Genomic DNA, 19258 nt, shown 5'->3' with positions numbered 1-19258 from the left:
TGGCGGGCTGCCACTGGCCCACAGCGCCTGCGCGGGTTCGTCCCCCGCAGCGTGCGAGGATGCTTGCTGTGGATGAGCGCCTGGTCTACGCGATCCCCCTGCGGAACCGGTTCCGCGAAATCACCGTGCGCGAAGGGGTGCTCCTGCGCGGCCCCGCGGGCTGGGGGGAGTTCTGCCCGTTCGCCGACTACGACGACCGCGAAAGTGCGCCCTGGCTCGCGGCTGCGGTGGAGGCCTCCGAGCTGGGGTGGCCAGCGCCGGTGCGGGATCGGGTCGAGGTGAACACCACCGTGCCCGTCGTCGGGGCCGAGGCCGCCTACGAGATGGTCGCCGCGTCGGGGTGCCGGACCGCCAAGGTCAAGGTCGCCGACCCGCGGGCGTCCATTGTGGAGGACTGCGAGCGCGTGGCGGCCGTCCGGGACGCGCTCGGGCCTGGCGGGGCGATTCGCGTCGACGCGAACACCGCCTGGGAGGTCGACACCGCGGTGAAGGCGATTCGCGAGCTGGATCGTGCCGCGGGTGGGCTCGAGTACGTCGAACAGCCGTGCCCGTCGATCGACGAGCTGGCCGCCGTGCGGCGGAAGGTGGATGTGCGCATCGCGGCGGACGAGTCGATCCGGCGGGCCGAGGATCCGCTCCGGGTGGCGGTCGCGAAGGCGGCCGACGTGGCCGTGATCAAGGTCGCTCCCCTCGGCGGTGTCCGCCGGGCGCTGGAGGTCGCCGAGGCCGCCGGGCTGCCGTGCGTGGTGTCGTCGGCGGTGGAGACCAGCGTCGGGCTGGCGGCAGGCCTCGCGCTCGCCGGGGCGCTGCCCGAGCTGGAGTTCGCCTGCGGCCTGGGCACGATGTCCCTCCTCACCGACGACACGACCAGTCACTCACTGTCCCCTGTGGACGGTTACCTGCCGGTCCTGCGGCAGGCGCCGGAACCGGACCGCGCAGCCGAAACCGCCGCAGACGAGGCCACCGCGAAGGCTTGGCTCGATCGCCTCCATCGCGTCGAGGGCCAACAGTAGACACAACGGGCCGCCGAGGCGTTGAATCACCGCGCCGTGCTCTGCATGCGAAGAGGCGGCCGACGAGCGCACCGGCAGCTCACTGTCCCCAGTGGATGGTTACCTCCCGGTCCCGTGGCAGGCGCCGGAACCGGACCGCGCAGCCGAAACCGCCGCAGACGAGGCCACCGCGAAGGCTTGGCTCGATCGCCTCCATCGCGTCGAGGGCCAACAGTAGACACAACGGGCCGCCGAGGCGTTGAATCACCGCGCCGTGCTCTGCGTCGGAAGAGGCGGCCGACGAGCGCACCGGCAGCTCACTGTCCCCTATGGACGATTACCTCCGGTCCTGCGGCAGGCGCCGGAACCGGACCGGTAGACACGACGGAACTGCGGCTCCGCGGTGCCGCGGTGTGGGGCGAGCCAAGCCAGCGCCCCACACTGCGATCGACAACCCGCAGGCTAAGCCACTGCCTCGTCTGCGTCCGCGGACGCGGCCGACGAGCGCACGGGCAGCGTCTCGAACGCCGCAGGCGGCTCCCGCCAGGTCACCGAATCTCCGGACCGCACGGCGCGCCACACGCGCTGCGGTGTCAGCGGCATGTCGATGTGCCGCACGCCCAGATGAGCCAGCGCGTCGATCACCGCGTTCTGCACCGCCGGCGTTGAACCCACCGTCGCCGACTCGCCGATTCCCTTGGCGCCCAACGGGTTCCGGTCGGTCAACGTCTCGGTGTTGCTGACCTCCAGCGTCGGCACGTCGGCGGCCGTGGGAAGGTGGTAGTCGGCGAAGGTCGCGGTCACCGGGTTGCCGTCCTCGTCGTAGGAAACCTGCTCCCACAACGCCTGCGCGATCCCCTGCACCGCGCCGCCGTGCTGCTGCCCGCGCACGATCATCGGGTTCAGCACGCGCCCGCAGTCGTCCACGGCGATGTGCCGCAACGGTTTCACGAAGCCCGTCTCGACGTCCACCTCGACCACCGACACGTGCGCCCCGAACGGGAACGTCGCCCCGCCCGGCTTGAAGTCCGTCGTCTCCAGCAGCGGGCGGCCCTCCGCCGCGGCGGCCTCGGCCAGCTCCGCCCAGCCGATCGTCGCCTGCGGGACCCCCGCCACGCCGAGCCGCCCGTCGGTCAGCACGATGTCGTCCACGCCCGCCTCCAGCCGCGACGCGGCCAGCTCGCGAGCGCGCTCCAGCACCAGGTCCGCCGCCTGCCGCACCGCGCTGCCGCCCACCTGCAGCGAACGCGAACCGCCCGTGCCTGCGCCACGCGGCACCGCGGCCGTGTCCGACTGCACGAACTCGACCGACTCCAGCGGGATCCCCAGCGCGTCGGCCACCAGCATCGCGAACGACGTCGCGTGGCCCTGCCCGTGCCCGGACGTGCCGACCTTGATCGCCGCCGTTCCGTCCGCCCGGACCTCCACCGACGCGAACTCGCCGCTGCCGCCACCGGTGATCTCGACGTACGCGCTCACCCCGATCCCCAGCAGCCGCGACTCGCCGGCCGCGATGCGCCGCCGCTGCTCGGCCCGCAGCTCGTCGTAACCCGCGACCTCCAAGGCCTTCCGCAGCGGCAGGTCGTAGTCGCCGCTGTCGTAGCTCGCGCCGCTGAACGTCGTGTACGGGAACTCCTCCGGGCGCAGGAAGTTGCGCCGCCGGACCTCCGCCGGATCCATGCCCAGCTCCGCCGCGGCCAGGTCCATCAGCCGCTCCAGCATCGCCGTCGCCTCCGGACGGCCCGCACCGCGGAACGCCCCGACCGGTGCGGTGTTCGTCAGCGCCGCTATCGCCGCGTAGCTGATCTTCGGGATCCGGTACACGCCCTGCGCCATCGTCCTGGTCGGACCGAGCGCCAGCCCGCCGCCGAATCCCGCGTACGCACCCGCGTCGCCGACCACCCGGCAGCGGAGGCCGACGATCGTCCCGTCGCGCCGCAGCCCCAGCTCGCCGTACTGCACCTGCGCCCGGCCCTGCGGCGAGGCCTGCAGGTTCTCCGACCGCGTCTCCGTCCACTTCGCCGGCCGCCCGAACCGCCGCGCCGCCTCGATCACCACCGCATGCTCGGCCGTGACCCCGACCTTGCCGCCGAACGCGCCACCCACGTGCGGCGCCACCACGCGGATCCGGTCGCCGTCGTAGCCGAACAGCTTCGCCGCCGCGGCCCGGAAGCCGTGCGGCATCTGGGTCGACACGTAGACCGTCAGATCGAACTCGCCGTCGCCGGGCAGGGCGACGATCGCGTTGCCCTCCATCGGCGCCACCGCCAGACGCTGGTTCTCGATCCGCGCACGCACCACGACATCGGCGTCGTCGAGCACCTCGTCGCCCACGGCGTCCCGCTCACCGGCCGCGATGTTCGAGCCGATTTCCGGGAACTGCAGCGGCGCGCCGTCGTCCAGCGCCTGCTCGGGGTCGACCACTGCGGGGAGCGGTTCGTAGTCCACATCGACCAGTTCGAGCGCGTCCACCGCAGCCGCCGCGCTTTCCGCGACCACGGCGGCCACCGGCTCCCCGGCGAAGCGCACCCGGTCGGTGGCCAGCGCGTACCGCTTCGCCCGCGGGTTGAGGTCCATGAACACCGGTAGCTCGGCCAGGTCGAGGTCCGCGGCGGTGAGCACCGCGATCACCCCCGGCGCCGCGGCAGCCTCCGCGGTGTCGATGCCGTTGACCAGCGCATGCGCGAACGGCGACCGGACAAAGGCGACATGGCAGACGCCCTCGAACTTCAGGTTGTCGACGAAGGTTCCACGACCACGCACCAGATCCGGGTCCTCGACCCGCCGGACCTCGGTGCCGAGCAAAGATCCCGCCATGTGACCGACCTTAACCGCCCCGGAGCACCCTGGCCCAGAGGTTTCCGGGTGCGCTCGGGGTTCGTCCCCGATGCGCTCACCACCCACCGCGGCCGACGATGGGGACATGACGAACACAGCGACCACCACGAAGCTCCGCCGCAGCTCCACCGACAAGATGATCGCCGGCGTCGCCGGTGGCTGGGCCCGGCTGCTCGGCGTCGACGCGGCCATCATCCGCATCGTCCTCGTCGCCGCGACTCTGCTCGGGTTCGGCGCGCCGATCCTGCTCTACGCGATCTGCTGGATGCTCATGCCGCAGGAGTAGCGCAGCAAAAAGCCCGGATGCGCGGTGCGCACCCGGGCTTTCGCCGGACTGGTGGATCAGAAGTCCATGCCGCCCATGCCACCGGTCGGGTCGCCACCCGGAGCGGCAGCAGCCTTCTCCGGCTTGTCGGCGACGACGGCCTCGGTGGTCAGGAACAGGCCCGCGATCGAAGCCGCGTTCTGCAGCGCCGAACGGGTCACCTTGGCGGGGTCGATGACGCCGGCCGCGACCAGGTCCTCGTAGTCGCCGGTCGCCGCGTTCAGGCCGTGGCCCTCCGGCAGACCCTTGACCTTCTCCGCCACGACGCCGCCCTCGAGACCGCTGTTGACCGCGATCTGCTTGAGCGGAGCCTCGACGGCGACCTTGACGATGTTCGCGCCGGTCGCCTCGTCACCCGAGAGGCGCAGGCCCTCGAAGGCAGCCTTGGACGCCTGCAGCAGGGCCACGCCACCACCGGCGACGATGCCCTCCTCGACGGCGGCCTTCGCGTTGCGAACGGCGTCCTCGATGCGGTGCTTGCGCTCCTTGAGCTCGACCTCGGTGGCGGCACCGGCCTTGATGACGGCCACGCCGCCGGCCAGCTTCGCCAGCCGCTCCTGCAGCTTCTCGCGGTCGTAGTCGGAGTCCGACTTCTCGATCTCGGCGCGGATCTGGTTCACCCGGCCCTGGATCTGGTCCGCGTCGCCGGCACCCTCGACGATGGTCGTCTCGTCCTTGGTGATGACGGCCTTGCGGGCCTTGCCCAGCAGGTTCAGGTCCGCGTTCTCCAGCTTGAGGCCCACGTCCTCGGAGATGACCTGGCCACCGGTCAGGATCGCGATGTCCTGCAGGATGGCCTTGCGGCGGTCACCGAAGCCGGGAGCCTTGACGGCGACGGACTTGAAGGTGCCGCGGATCTTGTTGACGACCAGGGTGGCCAGGGCCTCGCCCTCGACGTCCTCGGCGATGATCAGCAGCGGCTTGCCCGACTGCATGACCTTCTCCAGGACCGGCAGCAGGTCCTTGACGTTCGAGACCTTCGAGCCGAACAGGAGGATGTACGGGTCCTCCAGGACGGCTTCCTGGCGCTCGGCGTCGGTGACGAAGTAGCCCGAGATGTAGCCCTTGTCGAAGCGCATACCCTCGGTGAGCTCGAGCTCGAGGCCGAAGGTGTTCGACTCCTCGACGGTGACGACGCCTTCCTTGCCGACCTTGTCCAGCGCCTCGGCGATCAGCTCGCCGATGGTGCGGTCCGCGGCCGAGATCGAGGCGGTGGCAGCGATCTGCTCCTTGGTCTCGACCTCCTTGGCGGCCTTGTGCAGCTGCTCGACGACGGCCTCGACCGCCTGCTCGATGCCACGCTTGAGGGCGATCGGGTCGGCACCGGCGGCCACGTTGCGCAGACCTTCGCGCACGAGCGCCTGGGCCAGCACGGTGGCGGTGGTGGTGCCGTCACCGGCTACGTCGTCGGTCTTCTTGGCGACTTCCTTGACGAGCTCGGCCCCGATCTTCTCCCACGGGTCCTCGAGCTCGATCTCCTTGGCGATGGAGACACCGTCGTTGGTGATCGTCGGCGCGCCCCACTTCTTTTCGAGCACGACGTTGCGGCCACGGGGGCCAAGCGTCACCTTGACGGCGTCGGCCAGGGTGTTGAGTCCGCGCTCAAGCCCGCGGCGGGCGTCCTCGTCGAACGCGATCAGTTTGGCCATTGGGGTGTTGTCCTCCGGTAGTGGTCGCTGCCATGACCTGCTTCAGGACTGGCAGCAGGACACTTAGCTCGGCCAGGCTCGGTGCCCGCGACGGACGACCTGCTCGGTGTTCCGAGCCGGCCTCACCGTCCCGACCATTGGTGCGTTGGCACTCGACACCGCCGAGTGCCAACGCCTGTTTAGCACTCTCCGGGGGCGAGTGCAAGAACCGCACGTCAGGGGCTCGGTTTGATGGAGATCGTCGCGGGCGGCGGGCCGCCGCCGGTGGACTGGCCGGTCGCGCCGCCGGTGGGACCGACGGGGATGTTGGGCGCGGTGGTCGGCGCGGGCCCGGAGCCGCCGCCGCGATTCACCAGAACGAGGGTCACGACGACCGCCGCGACGACGACGAGCCCGGCCAGGCCCGCCCACAGCCACTTGAGGCCGCCACCCTTCTTCGGCGGCTGCTGCCCGTAACCGTAGGGCTGTTGCTGGGGCCAGCCCGGGTTCCACGGCTGGCCCTGCGGAGCGTTCGGGTGGAACTGCGGCGCCGGCATGCCGGGGTGGCCGTACGGGTTCCCGGGCGGCTGGTGTCCCGGCGGGCCGTAGGGGCCCGGCTGGCCGGGGTGGCCCGGTTGAGCGCCGCCCGGCTGGCCGGGGCGCCCCTGCTGATCGCCGTGGCCCTGCGGGCCGCCGGGACCGGGCTGGTGTCCTTGGCCGGGGTGGCCACCGCTGTGGACGGCGCCTGGCTGACCCGGCTGACCGCCGGCCTGGCCGATGCCCGAGGCACCAGCGCCCGGCTGCCCCGGACCGGGCTGCCCTGGCTGGCCGACGCCCGGCTGCCCAACGCCCTGCCCAACGCCGGGGCCACCAGTGCCCGGTTGCACGCCCGGACCGGGCTGCCCTGGTTGACCGGAGCCCGGCTGTCCGCCGGCCTGGCCGGCGCCCGGGCCACCAGCGCCCGGCTGCCCCGAGCCCGGCTGGCCGGCACCCTGGCCTGCGCCGTGCGGGCCGGGGTGGCCGCCCGGCTGTCCCGGCGGGTACGGCTGCATGCCGGCCTCCCGTGTCGCGACCTGGGGCGGACCCGGCGGCGTCGTCGAGGCGGCGGCCGGGCCGAGGGCCTTGCGCGCCGCCGTGATCAGCTCGACGCAGTTGTCGTAGCGGTCCGCCGGGGCCTTGGCCATGCCCTTGCGTACGACCTCGTCGACGGCGGAGGGCAGCCCGACCACGCCCGACACCGCGGGCGGTTCGACGGCGAGGTGCCCCTTGATGACCGTCGGCACGTCGCCGCTGAACGGGGGCTGCCCGGTGAGGCACGCGTACAGCACGCACGCCAGCGCGTACTGGTCCGTGCGCCCGTCCAGTGGCTCCCCGCGCAGGTGTTCCGGCGCGGCGTAGGTCGGCGACCCGAGGAAGTCGCCACCACGGGTGCGGTGACCGGTCGCGCCGCGCCGGGTCAGCCCGAAGTCGGCGACGTAGACGTGCTCGCGCGCCGACTCCCGGCTGGTGACCAGCACGTTGGCCGGTTTGACGTCGAGGTGGACCAGGCCGCGTTCGTGCAGGCAGTCCAGCGCGTCCGCGACCTGGTCCAGCAACCGCAGGGTGCGGTCGGGGGAGATCGGTCCGTCCGCGATGAGACTCGCCAGATCCGCCCCGTCGACGAGGCGCATGGCGATGTAGAGCATCCCGTCGAGCTCACCGAAGTCGTACAACGGCACGACGTTCGCGTGATCCACGGCGGAGGTGTTGCGCGCCTCGTCCACGAACCGTTCGCGGAACTCGGCGTCGGCACCGAGGTGCTCGCCGATCACCTTCAAGGCCACCTTGCGGCCGAGCCGCACGTCGGTGGCCTTGTACATGACGCTCATGCCACCCTTGCCGAGCACTCCGTCTATGCGGTAGTTGCCCAGCCGGCGACCGGTGAGGTCCCCCGACACATCGCCTGTCACACGGGGCAGCCTACTGCCGGCTTCCACAGCGACGCGAAGCGTCTCCGTTGAGGGTGGTGGCGGGGAAGCGGCCGGCCCCTAGGACACTTTGCGGACGTCCGCTGCCTGTGTCCGGCCGTCCCGGCCGGCCTCGATCTGGAACTCGACTTGATCGCCCTCGTCCAAAGTGCGGAATCCGTCCGACTGGATGGCCGAGTAATGCACGAACACATCAGGTCCCTCGGGGGACGCGATGAACCCGTAGCCTTTTTCGGAATTGAACCACTTGACCGTGCCAACAGCCACGGTTTCCTCCTTGCGAAAACCACCGAGAGCCGTGCCCGCCCGGCTCCCGAAGTGGAAGTCACGGTACCGGAGAAACGCGAAGGATCAATAAGATTCAGCGAGATTTACGCGCTTGCACCAAAAGCGTGCCCGGTCCCGCGAAGTCGATCATGAGCCCGTCGCCCGTCCGGATCGACTGTTGCCCCGAAGGATCCAACGCCCGCAGGCGGCACTGGACACTGTCCGGGTAGGCCAGCAGGTGCCCCGGCCGGACGGAGATCAGTTCGCCCGCCGCGAGCTGGAACTGGTCCACCGGCCCGGCGCAGGCGAGCACGAGCGGGCCCGTCCCGCTGTAGTGCTCCAGGAACCCGTGCTCGGCGCCGAACATCGCCTGCAGGCCCGGCCACGAGTCGGCGCGCACCGACGCCGGGCGGGCGAGCACGGCCTGCCGCGCCACGCACCAGCCGGTGCGGCCGTCGAACTCCAGCGGGTAGACGTCGCCGGCTCCGGCGGGCGCGAGGTCGAGCCAGCCACCTTCCTTGGGCGCGGTGAACACCGACGGCGACTTGCGGCCGCCGCCCACCTCGGTGAGTCCGAAGCTGCTCGCGAACATCGACTCGCCCCGCGCCTGCACGGCTTCGCCGGGACCCAGGATCACTCGGGCGACGCCGAACGCTGGCGTGTGCCGGGTGCGGACCTGCATGCCTCCCCCTCCAGATCAACGAGCGGGGGAAGTGTTGCACGGCCACCCCGGCGAGGCAGGATGGTCCGCGTGATTTCCGTCGACACCTACCGCGCCGCCGTCACCGAGCTGCTGGGCACCGCCCCGGCGACCGCGCTCCCGCTGGCCGAGTGCCCCGGGCTGGTGCTGGCCGAGGACGTCCCCGCCGGCGTCTCGCTGCCGCCGTTCGACAACTCGGCCATGGACGGCTACGCGGTGCGCGCGGTCGACGTCGCGTCCGCCACCGCCGCGACCCCGGTCGAGCTGCCGGTCGCCGAGGACATCCCGGCCGGACGCACCGACGTGCCGCCGCTGCTGCCGGGCACCGCGCACCGCATCATGACCGGCGCGCCGATGCCGCCGGGCGCGGACGCGGTGGTGAAGGTCGAGGACACCGACGGCGGCACCGAGAAGGTGTCGATCCGGGAGCCGGCCGCGGTCGGCACGCATCTGCGCCGCACGGGCGAGGACGTCACCGCGGGCACGGTCGCGCTGCACGCCGGCACCGTCCTCGGGCCGGCGCAGCTCGGGCTGGCCGCCGCGGTCGGCCTGGACCGGCTGACCGTGCACGCGCCCCTGCGGGTGCTCGTGGTGTCGACCGGCTCGGAGCTGGTGACCCCACCCCAGGAGCTGCGGCACGGGCAGATCTACGAGTCGAACAGCATCATGCTGGCCGCCGCGATCCGTGCGCTGGGCTGCCGGGTCGAAGTGGTGCGCAGCGTGGTCGACGACGTCGAGGAGTTCCGGTCGGCCATCGAGCCGCGGCTCGCGGACGCCGACCTCGTGGTGACCTCCGGCGGGGTCAGCGCGGGCGCCTACGAGGTGGTGAAGGACTCCCTGACCGGCGCCGGCGTCGAGTTCGTCAAGGTGGCCATGCAGCCGGGCGGCCCGCAGGGCAACGGCCGGTGGCATGGGGTGCCGGTGGTGACCCTGCCCGGCAACCCGGTGAGCGTGCTGGTGTCGTTCGAGGTGTTCCTGCGGCCGGCGATCCTGACCGCGCTCGGCCACCGGCAGGTCGACCGGCTGCGGGTGCGGGCGCGGCTCACCGAGTCACTGCGCTCGCCTGCCGGGCGGCGTCAGTTCCGCCGCGGGTTCTACTCGCAACACGACGGCGAGGTGACCGGCGAGGTCGGCCCGCGCGGCGGGCCGGGCTCGCACCTGCTGGCCGCGTTCGCGCAGGCCAACTGCCTGATCGAGCTGCCGGAGGACGTGGTGGACGCGCCGGAGGGCAGCGAGGTGGACGTGCTCCTCCTGCCGACTGGTACCTCAGTGTGACTTCTTGTAACAGTTGGCCTACGACTGGTTACTGATTCGCTTGCGGAGGCTAAGATTCAGCCCCTACGGCACCAGCCCGTCACGCCGGGCCGCTGGGCCGTCGGGGGGTTCAGCGGCCCGGCGCGACGAATCGAGGGCTCGCGCGCAACGCACCAGCGCCACCGCGGTTTCGGTGGACACCAGCCGGGGTAACGGAACGCTGTCGATGTCCGCGCGCCATGCCTGGAACAGCTCGGAAAGGCGCTCTTCGCGGATGCGCTCCGGGGCCGACATGACGGTTCCTCTCTGCTGTTACTACGGTCTGCATCGGCCGTCGCCACGAATCGTTAGCAACGCCCGCCCCGCACGGGGGCCCGTTCGGCGGGACGCGGAACGGGCCACGCGGACCTGGCGGTAGCGTGGATACCCGGATCGGCGAATCAGCACGCCTCGCCTGGCGTCACGGACCGGTCACACCTTGGACACGAACCAATCGGGACACCGCTTCGATGAGCAGCACTGCGCCGGACAAGGCGAGCAATCCGATCACCCATGCCCTGAACCTCGCGCGCGAGACGTTGCCGCCCATGCACCCCGCCGGGCGGCCGTTCGTCGCCGGCGGGGTCGCGGCCACGCTGCTGCTGCGGCGGGCCTGGAAGCCGCTGGGCGCCGTCGGCGCGCTGGCGACCCTGGCGACCGCCGCGTTCTTCCGCGAGCCCAAGCGCGTGCCGCCGGAGCGGGACGACCTCGTCCTCGCCGCGGCGGACGGCATCGTCTCGCTGATCGAGGAGGCCACCCCGCCCGCGGAGCTGGGCCTGCCGGCCGAACCGCGGATGCGGGTCAGCGTGTTCCTGTCGGTCTTCGACGTGCACGTGCAGCGCGTGCCCGCCACCGGGGTCGTGGAGCGCGTCGCCTACCGGCCGGGCAAGTTCCTCTCCGCCGACCTGGACAAGGCCAGCGACGACAACGAGCGCAACTCGGTGCTGCTGCGCACCGAGGCCGGGCACGAGCTGGTGGTCGTGCAGATCGCCGGGCTGGTCGCGCGCCGGATCCTGTGCCAGGTCGCCGACGGTGAGAAGGTCAGGGCCGGGGACACCTACGGCCTGATCCGGTTCGGCTCGCGGGTGGACATCTACCTGCCGCCGGGCAGTGAGGTGCTGGTGCGCAAGGGCCAGCGGACGATCGGCGGCGAGACGCCCCTGGCTTCGCTGCCGGAGCGAGGAGCCTGATCATGGTCCGGGTGATGACACCGTCGGTGCGGCTGCTGCCCAACGCGATCACCGTCCTCGCGCTGTGCGCGGGCCTGTCCGCCGCGCAGTTCGCGCTCAACCGGCAGTTCGTGCTGGCGATCGGCGCGATCGGCGTCGCGGCCGTCCTGGACAGCCTGGACGGCCGCATCGCCCGGCTGCTCGACGCGACGTCCAAGATGGGCGCCGAGCTGGACTCGCTGTCCGACGCCATCTCCTTCGGTGTCTCCCCGGCGCTCGTGCTCTACATCTGGTTCGGCGACACCTCGGGCATCGGCTGGATCGTGTCGCTGACCTTCGCCGTGTGCATCGTGCTGCGCCTGGCCCGCTTCAACACGCTGCTGGACGTGGAGAAGCCGCCGTACGCGAAGGAGTTCTTCGTCGGCGTGCCCGCGCCCGCGGGCGGCCTGTGCGCGCTGATGCCGGTGATCCTGACGCTGGAGTTCGGCGAGGGCTGGTGGTCGTCGGCGCCGGTCGTCTACGTGTGGACGGTGGCGATCGCGCTGCTGCTGATCAGCAGGCTGCCGACGCTGTCGCTGAAGTCGGTCAAGGTGCCGGCGAAGGCCGCCGCGCCGCTGCTGGTCGGGGTCGGCCTCGCGGCGGCGGCGATCATCCAGTACCCGCTGATCGCGCTGGCCGCCGCGCTGCTGCTGTACCTGGCGCACATCCCGTACGCCGTGCGGCGCTACCAGTGGCTGGCCAACCACCCCGAGGCGTGGGGCGTGCCGCTGCGCGAGCGCCGGGCGATCCGGCGCAGCACGAGCCGCCTGCGGCTGCGCCGGCCACGGATCCGGGTCGCGGGCAACCAGCGGCTCGGCGTGCGCCGGACGACGGACCACGTGGTGCGCGGGGTGCGCACGTACCCGGCGGCGGAGAGCCAGGACCGCTCGCGGCGCCGCAGCTGGCGCCGCATCGGCCTGCGCCAGCGCAACCGCTAGCTGTATCCGGTCAGGACGTTGGTAGCGGCGTGTCTGGCTGAGTAAACGAGAACCTCCGGTTGGGATGTGGCTTGTCTAAGGCCCACTCCGATCCGGAGGTTCTCGTGTTCCACGGTATTGCCCGGCTGACGGTTCACGGTCGGCGACTGATCGTTCAACGCCACCAGGCCGGCTGGAAACAGGCCCACATCGCCGAAGCGATGGGCGTGTCCCGCACTTACGTCACCGCGAACGCCGCGGACAGGACTGGATCGGCCTCGAGCTCGGACTCCCACCCCGCACCGTGTCGCGGATCCTGCGCCGCCACGAGGTGCCCTACCTGGCCGAGTGCGACCCGATCACCGGCGACGTCATTCGCGCCTCCCGCGCAACCGGCGTCCGTTACGAACGCGAACGACCGGGTGAGCTGGTCCACCTGGACGTCAAGAAGCTCGGCAAGATCCCCGACGGCGGTGGCTGGCGTGTCCACGGCCGCAGCGAACAGGTCCGTGCTCGCGGCATCGGCTACGACTACGTCCACTCACTCCTCGACGACCACTCCCGCCTGGCCTACTCCGAGATCCTGCCCGACGAGAAGGGCTCGACCTGCGCAGCGTTCCTACTGCGTGCCGCCGCCTACTTCGCCGATCACGGAATCCCGTATCGAGCGCGTGATCACCGACAACCACCTGCAGGCCGAGTGGGCCTACCGGCACGCCTTCACCAGCAACGAGGCACGAGCAGCAGCACTTGCAGCCTGGATCGAGCACTACAACACTGAACGCCGCCACAGCGCACTCGGAGGACGACCGCCCATCAGCCGGCTACCAACCTAACGGCCGGATACAGCTAGCGCAGGCCCCGGACGAACAGGTCGAGCTGGTAGCGGAAGTCCTGCACGCAGTCGATCTCGGCCAGCGCGGGCATCACCCGGTGCAGGTTCGGGTGCCGCTGCGGCGTGACGGTGCGGCGGAACCACTCGACGGCCGGCTCCGCCCGTTCGGCGGCCAGTCCGCCCGCGCCGACCAGCACGGCGCCGAACACCATCCCGATCAGCGACCGGTAGCCGCGCGCCGCGTGGTGGTCGTCGAGCCCGGCGTCCAGCAGCGCGCCGAGCATCGCGTCCATCAACCGGACCGCGCCCTCGGACAGCGGGTTGGCCTGCTCGGCGGTGAGGGCGCGGACGACGGCCGGGTGGCGGTTGAGCGTCTCGAACGCGTTCAGCCCGAGGGCGCGCAGCCGCTCGTCCCACGGCAGCCCCGGGTCCGGTAGCTCGACCTGCTCGAAGACCCGCGCCGCGATGCCGTCCAGCAGGTCCTGCTTGTTCGCGACGTGGTTGTAGAGCGACATCGCCTCCACGCCGAGCTCGGCCGCGAGCTTCCGCATCGACAGGCCGGTGAGGCCGTTCTCCCCGACCAGCCGCAGCGCGGCGTCGAGCACCTTCTCCCGCGTCAGCGCCATGCCTTACAGTGTAAATACTTACAGCGTAAGCCCCTGGGAGGACGCAGATGGACGCGGACGAACTGCTGACCACCACCCGCTCGGTGCGGCGCAAGCTGGACCTGGACCGGCCGGTCGAGCAGGAGGTGATCACCGAGTGCCTGCGCATCGCCATGCAGGCGCCGATCGCGGGCAATCAACTGGACTCGATCCGCTGGCTCGTGGTCCGGGACCCGGAGCTGAAGGCCCGCGTCGCCGGACCGGTCCGCGAGGTGGGTGAAGCCGCCCAGCGCCAGTACGGCCACCTGGTCCCGCCCCGCTCGCTCGCGTCGGCGAAGTTCCTGCTGGACAACATCCACCGCGTGCCAGCGCTAGTGCTCGCCTGCCTGGCCGGACGACCGGACGGCGGCAACGCCGAGCTGACCGGGTTCTACGGGTCGATCTACCCGGCGATCTGGAGCTTCCAGCTCGCGCTGCGCGCCCGCGGCCTGGGCAGCACGATCACCGGCTACCACCTGTTCGGCCACGAGGCGGAGGTCGCGCGCCTCCTCGGCATCCCCGAGGGCTTCACGCAGGTCGCGTTGCTGCCGGTCGCCTACACGACGCAGAAGGACTTCCGGCCGGCCGCGCGACCACCGGTCGAGGAGATCACCTACCTCGACCGGTGGGGCGCCCGCGTCAGCTGAGTTCCAGGACGGCCTTGCCGCGCAGCCGGCGGCCGAGCAGCGCCGCGGTCGCCTCGGCGTGCCGGGACCAGTCGCCGCGCCAGGTGATCCCGGCGTCGAGGCGCCCCGCGGTCACCTCGGCGGCGAGCCAGGTGAGGTCCTCGGTGAAGTCGGTCCGCGGGTCGGCGAGCAGGAAGAACGTGCTGATCGACCGGTCGTGGCGGCCGTCGGTGGGCACGAACGCGCCGACCGGGAACACGACGTCCTCCCCCGCCGAGTGCCCGACGCTGACCAGCCGGCCGCCGGCGCGCAACGCCTTGAACGCGGCCACCATCTGCTCGCCCTCCACGTTGTCGAGCACGCCGTGGACAGGCCGGCTCACCTCGGCCGGATGCTTGATCACCTCGTGCGCGCCGAGCGCTTCGAGCACCCTCACCTGAGCCGGATCCGCACTGACCGCGACGACCTCGGCGCCCGCCCGCGCCGCGAGCTGCACCGCGAAGCGGCCGACGCCGCCGGACGCCCCGGTGATCATGATCCGCTTGCCCAGCGTCTGCCCGAACCGCCGCAGCACGTGCAGCGCGGTCAGCCCGGCCACCGGGATCGTGCTGATCGCGCCACCGTCCGCCCACTCCGGCACGGTGCCGATCGCGGTGGTCCGCACGGCCCGCAGTTCGGCCCAGGCGCCGGTCATGCCCAGCGTGATCACGCGGGTTCCGGCAGCCGGTCCGGAGCCATCGGCAGCAGCCCGCACCACGACGCCCGTCGCGTCCCAGCCCGGCACGCTTCCCTCGGGCAGCTGGCCGGTGTCCACCATGAAGGCCTCGCCGTAGTTGAGCGAGACGGCCTCGACCCGCACCAGGGCCTCGTCCGGCGCGGGCACCGGATCAGGCGCGTCGGCCAGCGCGAGGCGGGATTCCGCGGATTGGTCGACGACGAGCGCACGCATGTTCTCTCCTCCGAAAGCGATCTTGCGACCATAGTGCCACTGAGTGGCACTTGCCATCAAGGCGCATCAACTAGACTGATCGTGATGACCACGACCGAGCAGTCGCTCCCGCTGCGGGAACGCAAGAAGCTGCGCACGCGCCAGGCGCTGGCCGAGACCGCCGTCGCCATGTTCACCGAGCGCGGCTTCGACGCGACCACGCTCGACGAACTGGTCGACGCGGTCGAGGTCTCCAAGCGGACCTTCTTCCGCAACTTTTCGTCCAAAGAGGACGTCGCGCTCACCGCGATCAAGCAGCTGTGGGAGACCTACCTCGGTGTGCTCGCGGAGCAGCCGCCGTCCGGGCCGCTGCTCGGCGTGCTGAAGGACGCCCTGCTGACGACCCTCGGCAGGCTGGACGACCACTGGTACCGGCAGTTCCTGCCGACGGTCCGGCTGACCGAGGGGTGCGCGGCGCTGCACGCGCACTCGCTGCGGTACTGCGCGGAGGTCAAGGCCGAGATCGTCCGCATCCTCGGCGGCGCTCCCGATCTCGGGCTGCGGCTGCTGGTCGAGGTCGTGATCGGGACGTGGAACTGCGCGCTGGCCGAGTGGAGCCCGTCCGGCGAGCGGGACCTGCTGCCGGTCCTCGTCAACCGCGCGTTCGACACCCTTCCGGCCGCGCTCGCCCTAGAGTGAGGGCGTGAGCGCGCCCCAGATCACGTTGACCATCCGGCACACGCCGTCCGCACTCGACACCCGGCGCGGCATCGTCCGCCTGCACCCGGAGGTCCTGGACGCGCTCGGCCTGCGTGCCTGGGACGCCGTGCACCTCACCGGCGCCCGGGTGAGCGCCGCGCTCGCCGCGCCCGGCGACGCGGCCGGGACCCCCGGGTTCGTCTTCGCCGACGACGTGACCCTGTCGAACCTCGGCGTCACCGAGGGCTCGGAGGTCGTGGTCGCCCCGGCGGACGTCACGCAGGCCCGCTCGGTCACCGTCGCCGGGTCGCGGCTGGCCAGCGCGTCGGTGTCGCCGAACACGCTGCGGCTCGCGCTCACCGGGAAGGTCCTGACGGTCGGCGACGCGGTGTCCCTCCTCCCGCAGGATCTAGCGCCGGCTCCGGGCTCGGACGTGACGACCGTCCGCGGCCAGTTGTCCCGCGCGATCGGCGCAGGCTGGACCACCGAACTGCTCACGGTCACCGCGACCGAGCCCGGCGGGCCGGTCGTGATCTGCCCGTCCACGGTGGTCAGCTGGCGGGACGGCGCCCACTCGAACGCCCAGCCGAGCGCCCAGGCGAACGCACAGTCGAGCGCACCCGCGACGGCAGCTCCGGTGGCCGCCCCGCGGGCGGAACCCGAGGTGACCCCCGAGCCGGAGGAGCCCGCCCCGCCGGTCAGCGACCTGTGCGGCGCGCACGACCAGGCCCGCACCCTGGCGGAGTGGGTCGACCTGACGTTCCGGCGCCCCGACCTGCTGGCCCGGCTGGGCACCTCCGCCCGGCTGGGGGTGCTGCTGTCCGGCGCGGAGGGCGTGGGCAAGGCGACGCTCGTCCGGTCGGTCGCGGCGGCCGAGGACCTCCGCCTGGTCACGCTGGCCGCGCCGTCGATCGCCGTGCTGGAGCCGAACGCGATCGCCACCCGGCTGCGTGAGGCGATCGACCAGGCCGCCGCGGGCGGTCCGGCGGTGCTGCTGATCACCGACATCGACACGTTGCTGCCGGCGACCCAGCCGCCGCCCGTCGCGACCGTGGTGCTGGATGAGCTGCGCGGCGCGCTGACGCGCCCGGATCTCGCGGTGGTCGCCACCACCGCCCGCCCCGAGGCGTGCGATCCGCGGCTGCGCGCGGCCGACCTGCTCGACCGCGAACTCGCCATCCCGCAGCCGGACGCCCGGATCCGCACCGAGCTGCTGCGCGTGCTGCTGCGGGACGTGCCGCTGGAATCCACTGTGGACCTCGGCGGGATCGCCGACCGGACACCGGGTTTCGTCGCCGCGGACCTGCTGGCACTGCGCCGGGACGCCGCGGTGCGGGCGGCGCTGCGGCAGCGGGACGTCGAAGAGCCGCGCATCTCGCAGCAGGACCTGCTGGACGCCCTGCAGTCCGTGCGGCCGATCTCGATGTCCACTTCGGACAGCCTGGCGACCGGCGGGCTGACGCTGGAGGACGTCGGCGACATGACCGACGTCAAGCAGTCGCTGACGGAGGCGGTCCTGTGGCCGCTGCGGTACCCGGACTCGTTCGCGCGGCTGGGGATCGCGCCGCCGCGCGGGGTGCTGCTGTACGGGCCGCCCGGTGGCGGCAAGACGTTCCTGGTGCGCGCGCTGGCGGGCACCGGCGCCCTCAACGTGTTCGCGGTCAAGGGCGCCGAGCTGCTGGACAAGTGGGTCGGCGAATCGGAGCGCGCGGTGCGGGAGTTGTTCCGCAAGGCCGCCGACGCCTCGCCGTCGCTGGTGTTCCTCGACGAGATCGACGCGCTCGCGCCGCGCCGCGGCCAGTCTGGTGACTCCGGGGTGTCGGACCGGGTGGTCGCCGCGCTGCTCACCGAGCTGGACGGGGTCGAGCCGATGCGGGACGTGGTCGTGCTCGGCGCGACCAACCGGCCCGAGCTGGTCGACCCGGCCCTGCTGCGCCCCGGGCGGTTGGAGCGGCTGGTGTACGTGCCGCCGCCGGACGCGCAGGCGCGGGCCGACATCCTCCGCGCCACCGCCAGGCACACGCCGCTGGCGTCCGATGTGGACCTGGACGCGGTCGCGGCCGAGCTGGACGGCTACTCGGCGGCGGACTGCGCGGCGCTGATCCGGGAGGCCGCGCTCACGGCGATGCGCGAGTCGCTGGAGGCCGCCGAGGTGACGGCGGCGCACCTGGACACGGCGCGCAAGACGGTGCGGCCCTCGCTGGACCCGGCACAGCTGGCCGCGCTGGAGGCCTACGCGAAGAACCGGGCCTGACACGCGGAAGGGCGGCCGGGAGCGCCGGCCGCCCTTCCGAAAGCCCGGGTTCAGGAACCCTTGACCTGCGAGCCCTTGTAGTCGTTGGTGACGATCACGATGACACCGGGGCTCGCGTCCTGGATGCCCTCGAACCGCGGCTCGACCTTCATGCCGAACGCGATGGCCAGCGAGCGCGCCGCGGTTTCCTCGTCCGTGCCCGGCGTGAAGTACACCGTGGTGGTCGGGATGATGCCCTGCGGGTAGTTGCCGACCTCGACGACGTTCCAGCCGTTCGCGCGCAGCTCGTCGGCGGCGCGGGCGGCCAGGCCGTGGATGGTGCTGTTGTTGTAGACCCGCACCGGCACCCACTTGGCCGCGGTCTGGTCGGCTGGCACCCCGCCGTCACCCGCGCCGGGGGCTCCCGTCGTGCCGCCCGGCTGGGTCGCCGTGCCACCGGGCGCGCCGGGCGTCGCGGTGTCCGTCGGCTGCCCGGGCGGCGGTGTCTCGGAGGCCGGCGGGACCGGGCTCGACGGCGCCGGCTCCGTGGGGCTCGCGCCCGTGGTCTCGGTCGGCGCGGTCGTCCCGTCCGTGGCCGTCGGGCTCGGCGCCGCGGTCTGGCCGTTGTCCCCGTCGCCGTTCAGCGCGGTGATGCCACCGATCACGACCGCCACGAGAGCGACCCCGATCAGCACCACACCGGCCAGGCGCAGCGGGCGGGACAGGCCCTGCAGAAAGTTCATAGCGCCTCGATCCCCAGTCGCCGGGCGACCCGCTTGCGCTGCCGCGCGGTGCGCATCTTGCGCAGCCGCTTCACCAGCATCGGGTCGGCGCGCATCGCTTCCTCTTTGTCGAGGAGCTGGTTGAGCAGCTGGTAGTACCGGGTGGGCGAGAGGCCGAACTCTTCGCGGACGGCCTGTTCCTTGGCCCCCGCGTAGCGCCACCACTGGCGTTCGAACGCCAGCACCTTGAGCTCACGGGGCGTGAGCCCGCCCTCGTCGCCGGTGGGCTCGGGCGACGGCCGGTCGCCTCCGGCCATCGACTCCGCGGCGTCCATCTGACTCCTCAAATCGCAAACCACACGGTTGTGATCCCGCGGGCGTCATTCAACCACGGGTCGAGGGTCTGGTTGTGGGATCACGGCCCGGCGCGTCACGG

Annotated in this window: 18 protein-coding genes and 1 pseudogene; 9 read left to right on the top strand and 10 right to left on the bottom strand. The window is 72.2% G+C overall.

What is annotated here, in order from left to right; all coding sequences use genetic code 11:
* The first annotated feature begins 59 nt into the window (after positions 1-59).
* Positions 60-1013 (top strand): o-succinylbenzoate synthase, encoded by a 954-nt coding sequence (locus ACCP09_RS26270; protein WP_433751161.1) that lies wholly within the window; start codon positions 60-62, stop codon positions 1011-1013.
* Between the two features lie 441 nt (positions 1014-1454).
* On the opposite strand, the gene ACCP09_RS26265 is transcribed toward ACCP09_RS26270, so the two are convergent.
* Positions 1455-3809 carry a xanthine dehydrogenase family protein molybdopterin-binding subunit gene (locus ACCP09_RS26265; protein WP_433751158.1) on the bottom strand — a complete coding sequence of 785 codons (2355 nt, stop codon included), beginning with the start codon at positions 3807-3809 and terminating at the stop codon, positions 1455-1457.
* A 106-nt stretch (positions 3810-3915) separates the two neighbouring features.
* On the opposite strand from ACCP09_RS26265, the gene ACCP09_RS26260 reads away from it, so the two are divergent.
* Positions 3916-4116, top strand: a complete 201-nt coding sequence (locus tag ACCP09_RS26260) for a PspC domain-containing protein (RefSeq protein ID WP_027933800.1) — start codon at positions 3916-3918, stop codon at positions 4114-4116.
* A gap of 56 nt (positions 4117-4172) precedes the next feature.
* On the opposite strand, the gene groL is transcribed toward ACCP09_RS26260, so the two are convergent.
* The 4 genes from groL to ACCP09_RS26240 form a co-directional block, all read right to left on the bottom strand.
* Positions 4173-5804, bottom strand: coding sequence for a chaperonin GroEL (gene groL / locus ACCP09_RS26255; RefSeq protein WP_017985290.1), 1632 nt, complete (start codon positions 5802-5804; stop codon positions 4173-4175).
* A gap of 215 nt (positions 5805-6019) precedes the next feature.
* A complete protein-coding gene (locus ACCP09_RS26250) occupies positions 6020-7732 on the bottom strand; it encodes a serine/threonine-protein kinase (protein WP_433751154.1) in 1713 nt (570 codons plus the stop codon).
* 78 nt (positions 7733-7810) lie between these two features.
* Positions 7811-8017, bottom strand: a complete 207-nt coding sequence (locus ACCP09_RS26245; RefSeq protein ID WP_017985292.1) for a cold-shock protein — start codon at positions 8015-8017, stop codon at positions 7811-7813.
* Positions 8018-8111: 94 nt separating this feature from the next.
* Positions 8112-8699: an AIM24 family protein gene (locus ACCP09_RS26240; protein ID WP_400983944.1), complete on the bottom strand. Its 588-nt coding sequence runs from the start codon at positions 8697-8699 to the stop codon at positions 8112-8114.
* Between the two features lie 69 nt (positions 8700-8768).
* Here ACCP09_RS26240 and moeA point away from each other — a divergent pair, with 69 nt between their 5' ends.
* Positions 8769-9992 (top strand): molybdopterin molybdotransferase MoeA, encoded by a 1224-nt coding sequence (gene moeA, locus ACCP09_RS26235; RefSeq protein ID WP_123687195.1) that lies wholly within the window; start codon positions 8769-8771, stop codon positions 9990-9992.
* A 63-nt stretch (positions 9993-10055) separates the two neighbouring features.
* On the opposite strand, the gene ACCP09_RS26230 is transcribed toward moeA, so the two are convergent.
* Positions 10056-10265: a hypothetical protein gene (locus tag ACCP09_RS26230; protein ID WP_037322861.1), complete on the bottom strand. Its 210-nt coding sequence runs from the start codon at positions 10263-10265 to the stop codon at positions 10056-10058.
* Between the two features lie 215 nt (positions 10266-10480).
* On the opposite strand from ACCP09_RS26230, the gene ACCP09_RS26225 reads away from it, so the two are divergent.
* The 3 genes and pseudogenes from ACCP09_RS26225 (at position 10481) to ACCP09_RS26215 (ending at position 12971) form a co-directional block, all read left to right on the top strand.
* A complete protein-coding gene (locus ACCP09_RS26225; RefSeq protein WP_017985295.1) occupies positions 10481-11200 on the top strand; it encodes a phosphatidylserine decarboxylase in 720 nt (239 codons plus the stop codon).
* A 2-nt stretch (positions 11201-11202) separates the two neighbouring features.
* Complete coding sequence (pssA, locus tag ACCP09_RS26220; protein ID WP_017985296.1) at positions 11203-12156, top strand: CDP-diacylglycerol--serine O-phosphatidyltransferase; 954 nt, start codon at positions 11203-11205, stop codon at positions 12154-12156.
* Between the two features lie 104 nt (positions 12157-12260).
* A pseudogene (locus tag ACCP09_RS26215) lies at positions 12261-12971 on the top strand (integrase core domain-containing protein).
* Between the two features lie 13 nt (positions 12972-12984).
* On the opposite strand, the gene ACCP09_RS26210 reads toward ACCP09_RS26215, so the two are convergent.
* Positions 12985-13596 carry a TetR/AcrR family transcriptional regulator gene (locus ACCP09_RS26210; protein ID WP_433751147.1) on the bottom strand — a complete coding sequence of 204 codons (612 nt, stop codon included), beginning with the start codon at positions 13594-13596 and terminating at the stop codon, positions 12985-12987.
* A gap of 47 nt (positions 13597-13643) precedes the next feature.
* Between ACCP09_RS26210 and ACCP09_RS26205 the strand changes: the two genes are divergently transcribed.
* Positions 13644-14261 (top strand): nitroreductase family protein, encoded by a 618-nt coding sequence (locus ACCP09_RS26205; protein WP_400983940.1) that lies wholly within the window; start codon positions 13644-13646, stop codon positions 14259-14261.
* On the opposite strand, the gene ACCP09_RS26200 is transcribed toward ACCP09_RS26205, so the two are convergent.
* On the bottom strand, positions 14254-15189 hold the full coding sequence (locus ACCP09_RS26200) for a zinc-binding dehydrogenase (RefSeq protein ID WP_433751143.1): 936 nt from the start codon (positions 15187-15189) through the stop codon (positions 14254-14256). The two genes, ACCP09_RS26205 and ACCP09_RS26200, sit on opposite strands and share 8 nt — an antisense overlap.
* Before the next feature lie 84 nt (positions 15190-15273).
* Between ACCP09_RS26200 and ACCP09_RS26195 the strand changes: the two genes are divergently transcribed.
* Together ACCP09_RS26195 and ACCP09_RS26190 are read left to right on the top strand one after the other, a co-directional pair.
* Positions 15274-15867, top strand: coding sequence for a TetR/AcrR family transcriptional regulator (locus ACCP09_RS26195; RefSeq protein WP_378333375.1), 594 nt, complete (start codon positions 15274-15276; stop codon positions 15865-15867).
* Between the two features lie 4 nt (positions 15868-15871).
* On the top strand, positions 15872-18121 hold the full coding sequence (locus ACCP09_RS26190) for an AAA family ATPase (RefSeq protein WP_433751139.1): 2250 nt from the start codon (positions 15872-15874) through the stop codon (positions 18119-18121).
* A 50-nt stretch (positions 18122-18171) separates the two neighbouring features.
* Here the strand turns inward: ACCP09_RS26190 and ACCP09_RS26185 are convergent, their stop codons facing one another.
* Positions 18172-18843 carry a LytR C-terminal domain-containing protein gene (locus tag ACCP09_RS26185; protein ID WP_378333378.1) on the bottom strand — a complete coding sequence of 224 codons (672 nt, stop codon included), beginning with the start codon at positions 18841-18843 and terminating at the stop codon, positions 18172-18174.
* Complete coding sequence (locus ACCP09_RS26180) at positions 18840-19157, bottom strand: DUF3263 domain-containing protein (protein WP_017985306.1); 318 nt, start codon at positions 19155-19157, stop codon at positions 18840-18842. The genes ACCP09_RS26185 and ACCP09_RS26180 overlap by 4 nt, the downstream gene beginning before the upstream one ends.
* Positions 19158-19258: the final 101 nt, after the last annotated feature.

This window comes from Amycolatopsis sp. 3B14 (assembly GCF_050958625.1).
Lineage (GTDB): Bacteria > Actinomycetota > Actinomycetes > Mycobacteriales > Pseudonocardiaceae > Amycolatopsis_E > Amycolatopsis_E thermoflava.
Note: the sequence above shows the minus strand (reverse complement) of the source record. Positions and strands in the feature narration are given on the sequence as shown.

Excerpts from the sequence above, each read along its gene's own strand:
- ACCP09_RS26270 (WP_433751161.1), top strand. The coding sequence starts at position 60 with ATGCTTGCTGTGGATGAGCGCCTGGTCTACGCGATCCCCCTGCGGAAC.
- ACCP09_RS26265 (WP_433751158.1), bottom strand. The coding sequence starts at position 3,809 with ATGGCGGGATCTTTGCTCGGCACCGAGGTCCGGCGGGTCGAGGACCCG.
- ACCP09_RS26260 (WP_027933800.1), top strand. The coding sequence starts at position 3,916 with ATGACGAACACAGCGACCACCACGAAGCTCCGCCGCAGCTCCACCGAC.
- groL (WP_017985290.1), bottom strand. The coding sequence starts at position 5,804 with ATGGCCAAACTGATCGCGTTCGACGAGGACGCCCGCCGCGGGCTTGAG.
- ACCP09_RS26240 (WP_400983944.1), bottom strand. The coding sequence starts at position 8,699 with ATGCAGGTCCGCACCCGGCACACGCCAGCGTTCGGCGTCGCCCGAGTG.
- ACCP09_RS26230 (WP_037322861.1), bottom strand. The coding sequence starts at position 10,265 with ATGTCGGCCCCGGAGCGCATCCGCGAAGAGCGCCTTTCCGAGCTGTTC.
- ACCP09_RS26225 (WP_017985295.1), top strand. The coding sequence starts at position 10,481 with ATGAGCAGCACTGCGCCGGACAAGGCGAGCAATCCGATCACCCATGCC.
- pssA (WP_017985296.1), top strand. The coding sequence starts at position 11,203 with ATGGTCCGGGTGATGACACCGTCGGTGCGGCTGCTGCCCAACGCGATC.
- ACCP09_RS26210 (WP_433751147.1), bottom strand. The coding sequence starts at position 13,596 with ATGGCGCTGACGCGGGAGAAGGTGCTCGACGCCGCGCTGCGGCTGGTC.
- ACCP09_RS26205 (WP_400983940.1), top strand. The coding sequence starts at position 13,644 with ATGGACGCGGACGAACTGCTGACCACCACCCGCTCGGTGCGGCGCAAG.
- ACCP09_RS26200 (WP_433751143.1), bottom strand. The coding sequence starts at position 15,189 with ATGCGTGCGCTCGTCGTCGACCAATCCGCGGAATCCCGCCTCGCGCTG.
- ACCP09_RS26195 (WP_378333375.1), top strand. The coding sequence starts at position 15,274 with ATGACCACGACCGAGCAGTCGCTCCCGCTGCGGGAACGCAAGAAGCTG.
- ACCP09_RS26185 (WP_378333378.1), bottom strand. The coding sequence starts at position 18,843 with ATGAACTTTCTGCAGGGCCTGTCCCGCCCGCTGCGCCTGGCCGGTGTG.
- ACCP09_RS26180 (WP_017985306.1), bottom strand. The coding sequence starts at position 19,157 with ATGGACGCCGCGGAGTCGATGGCCGGAGGCGACCGGCCGTCGCCCGAG.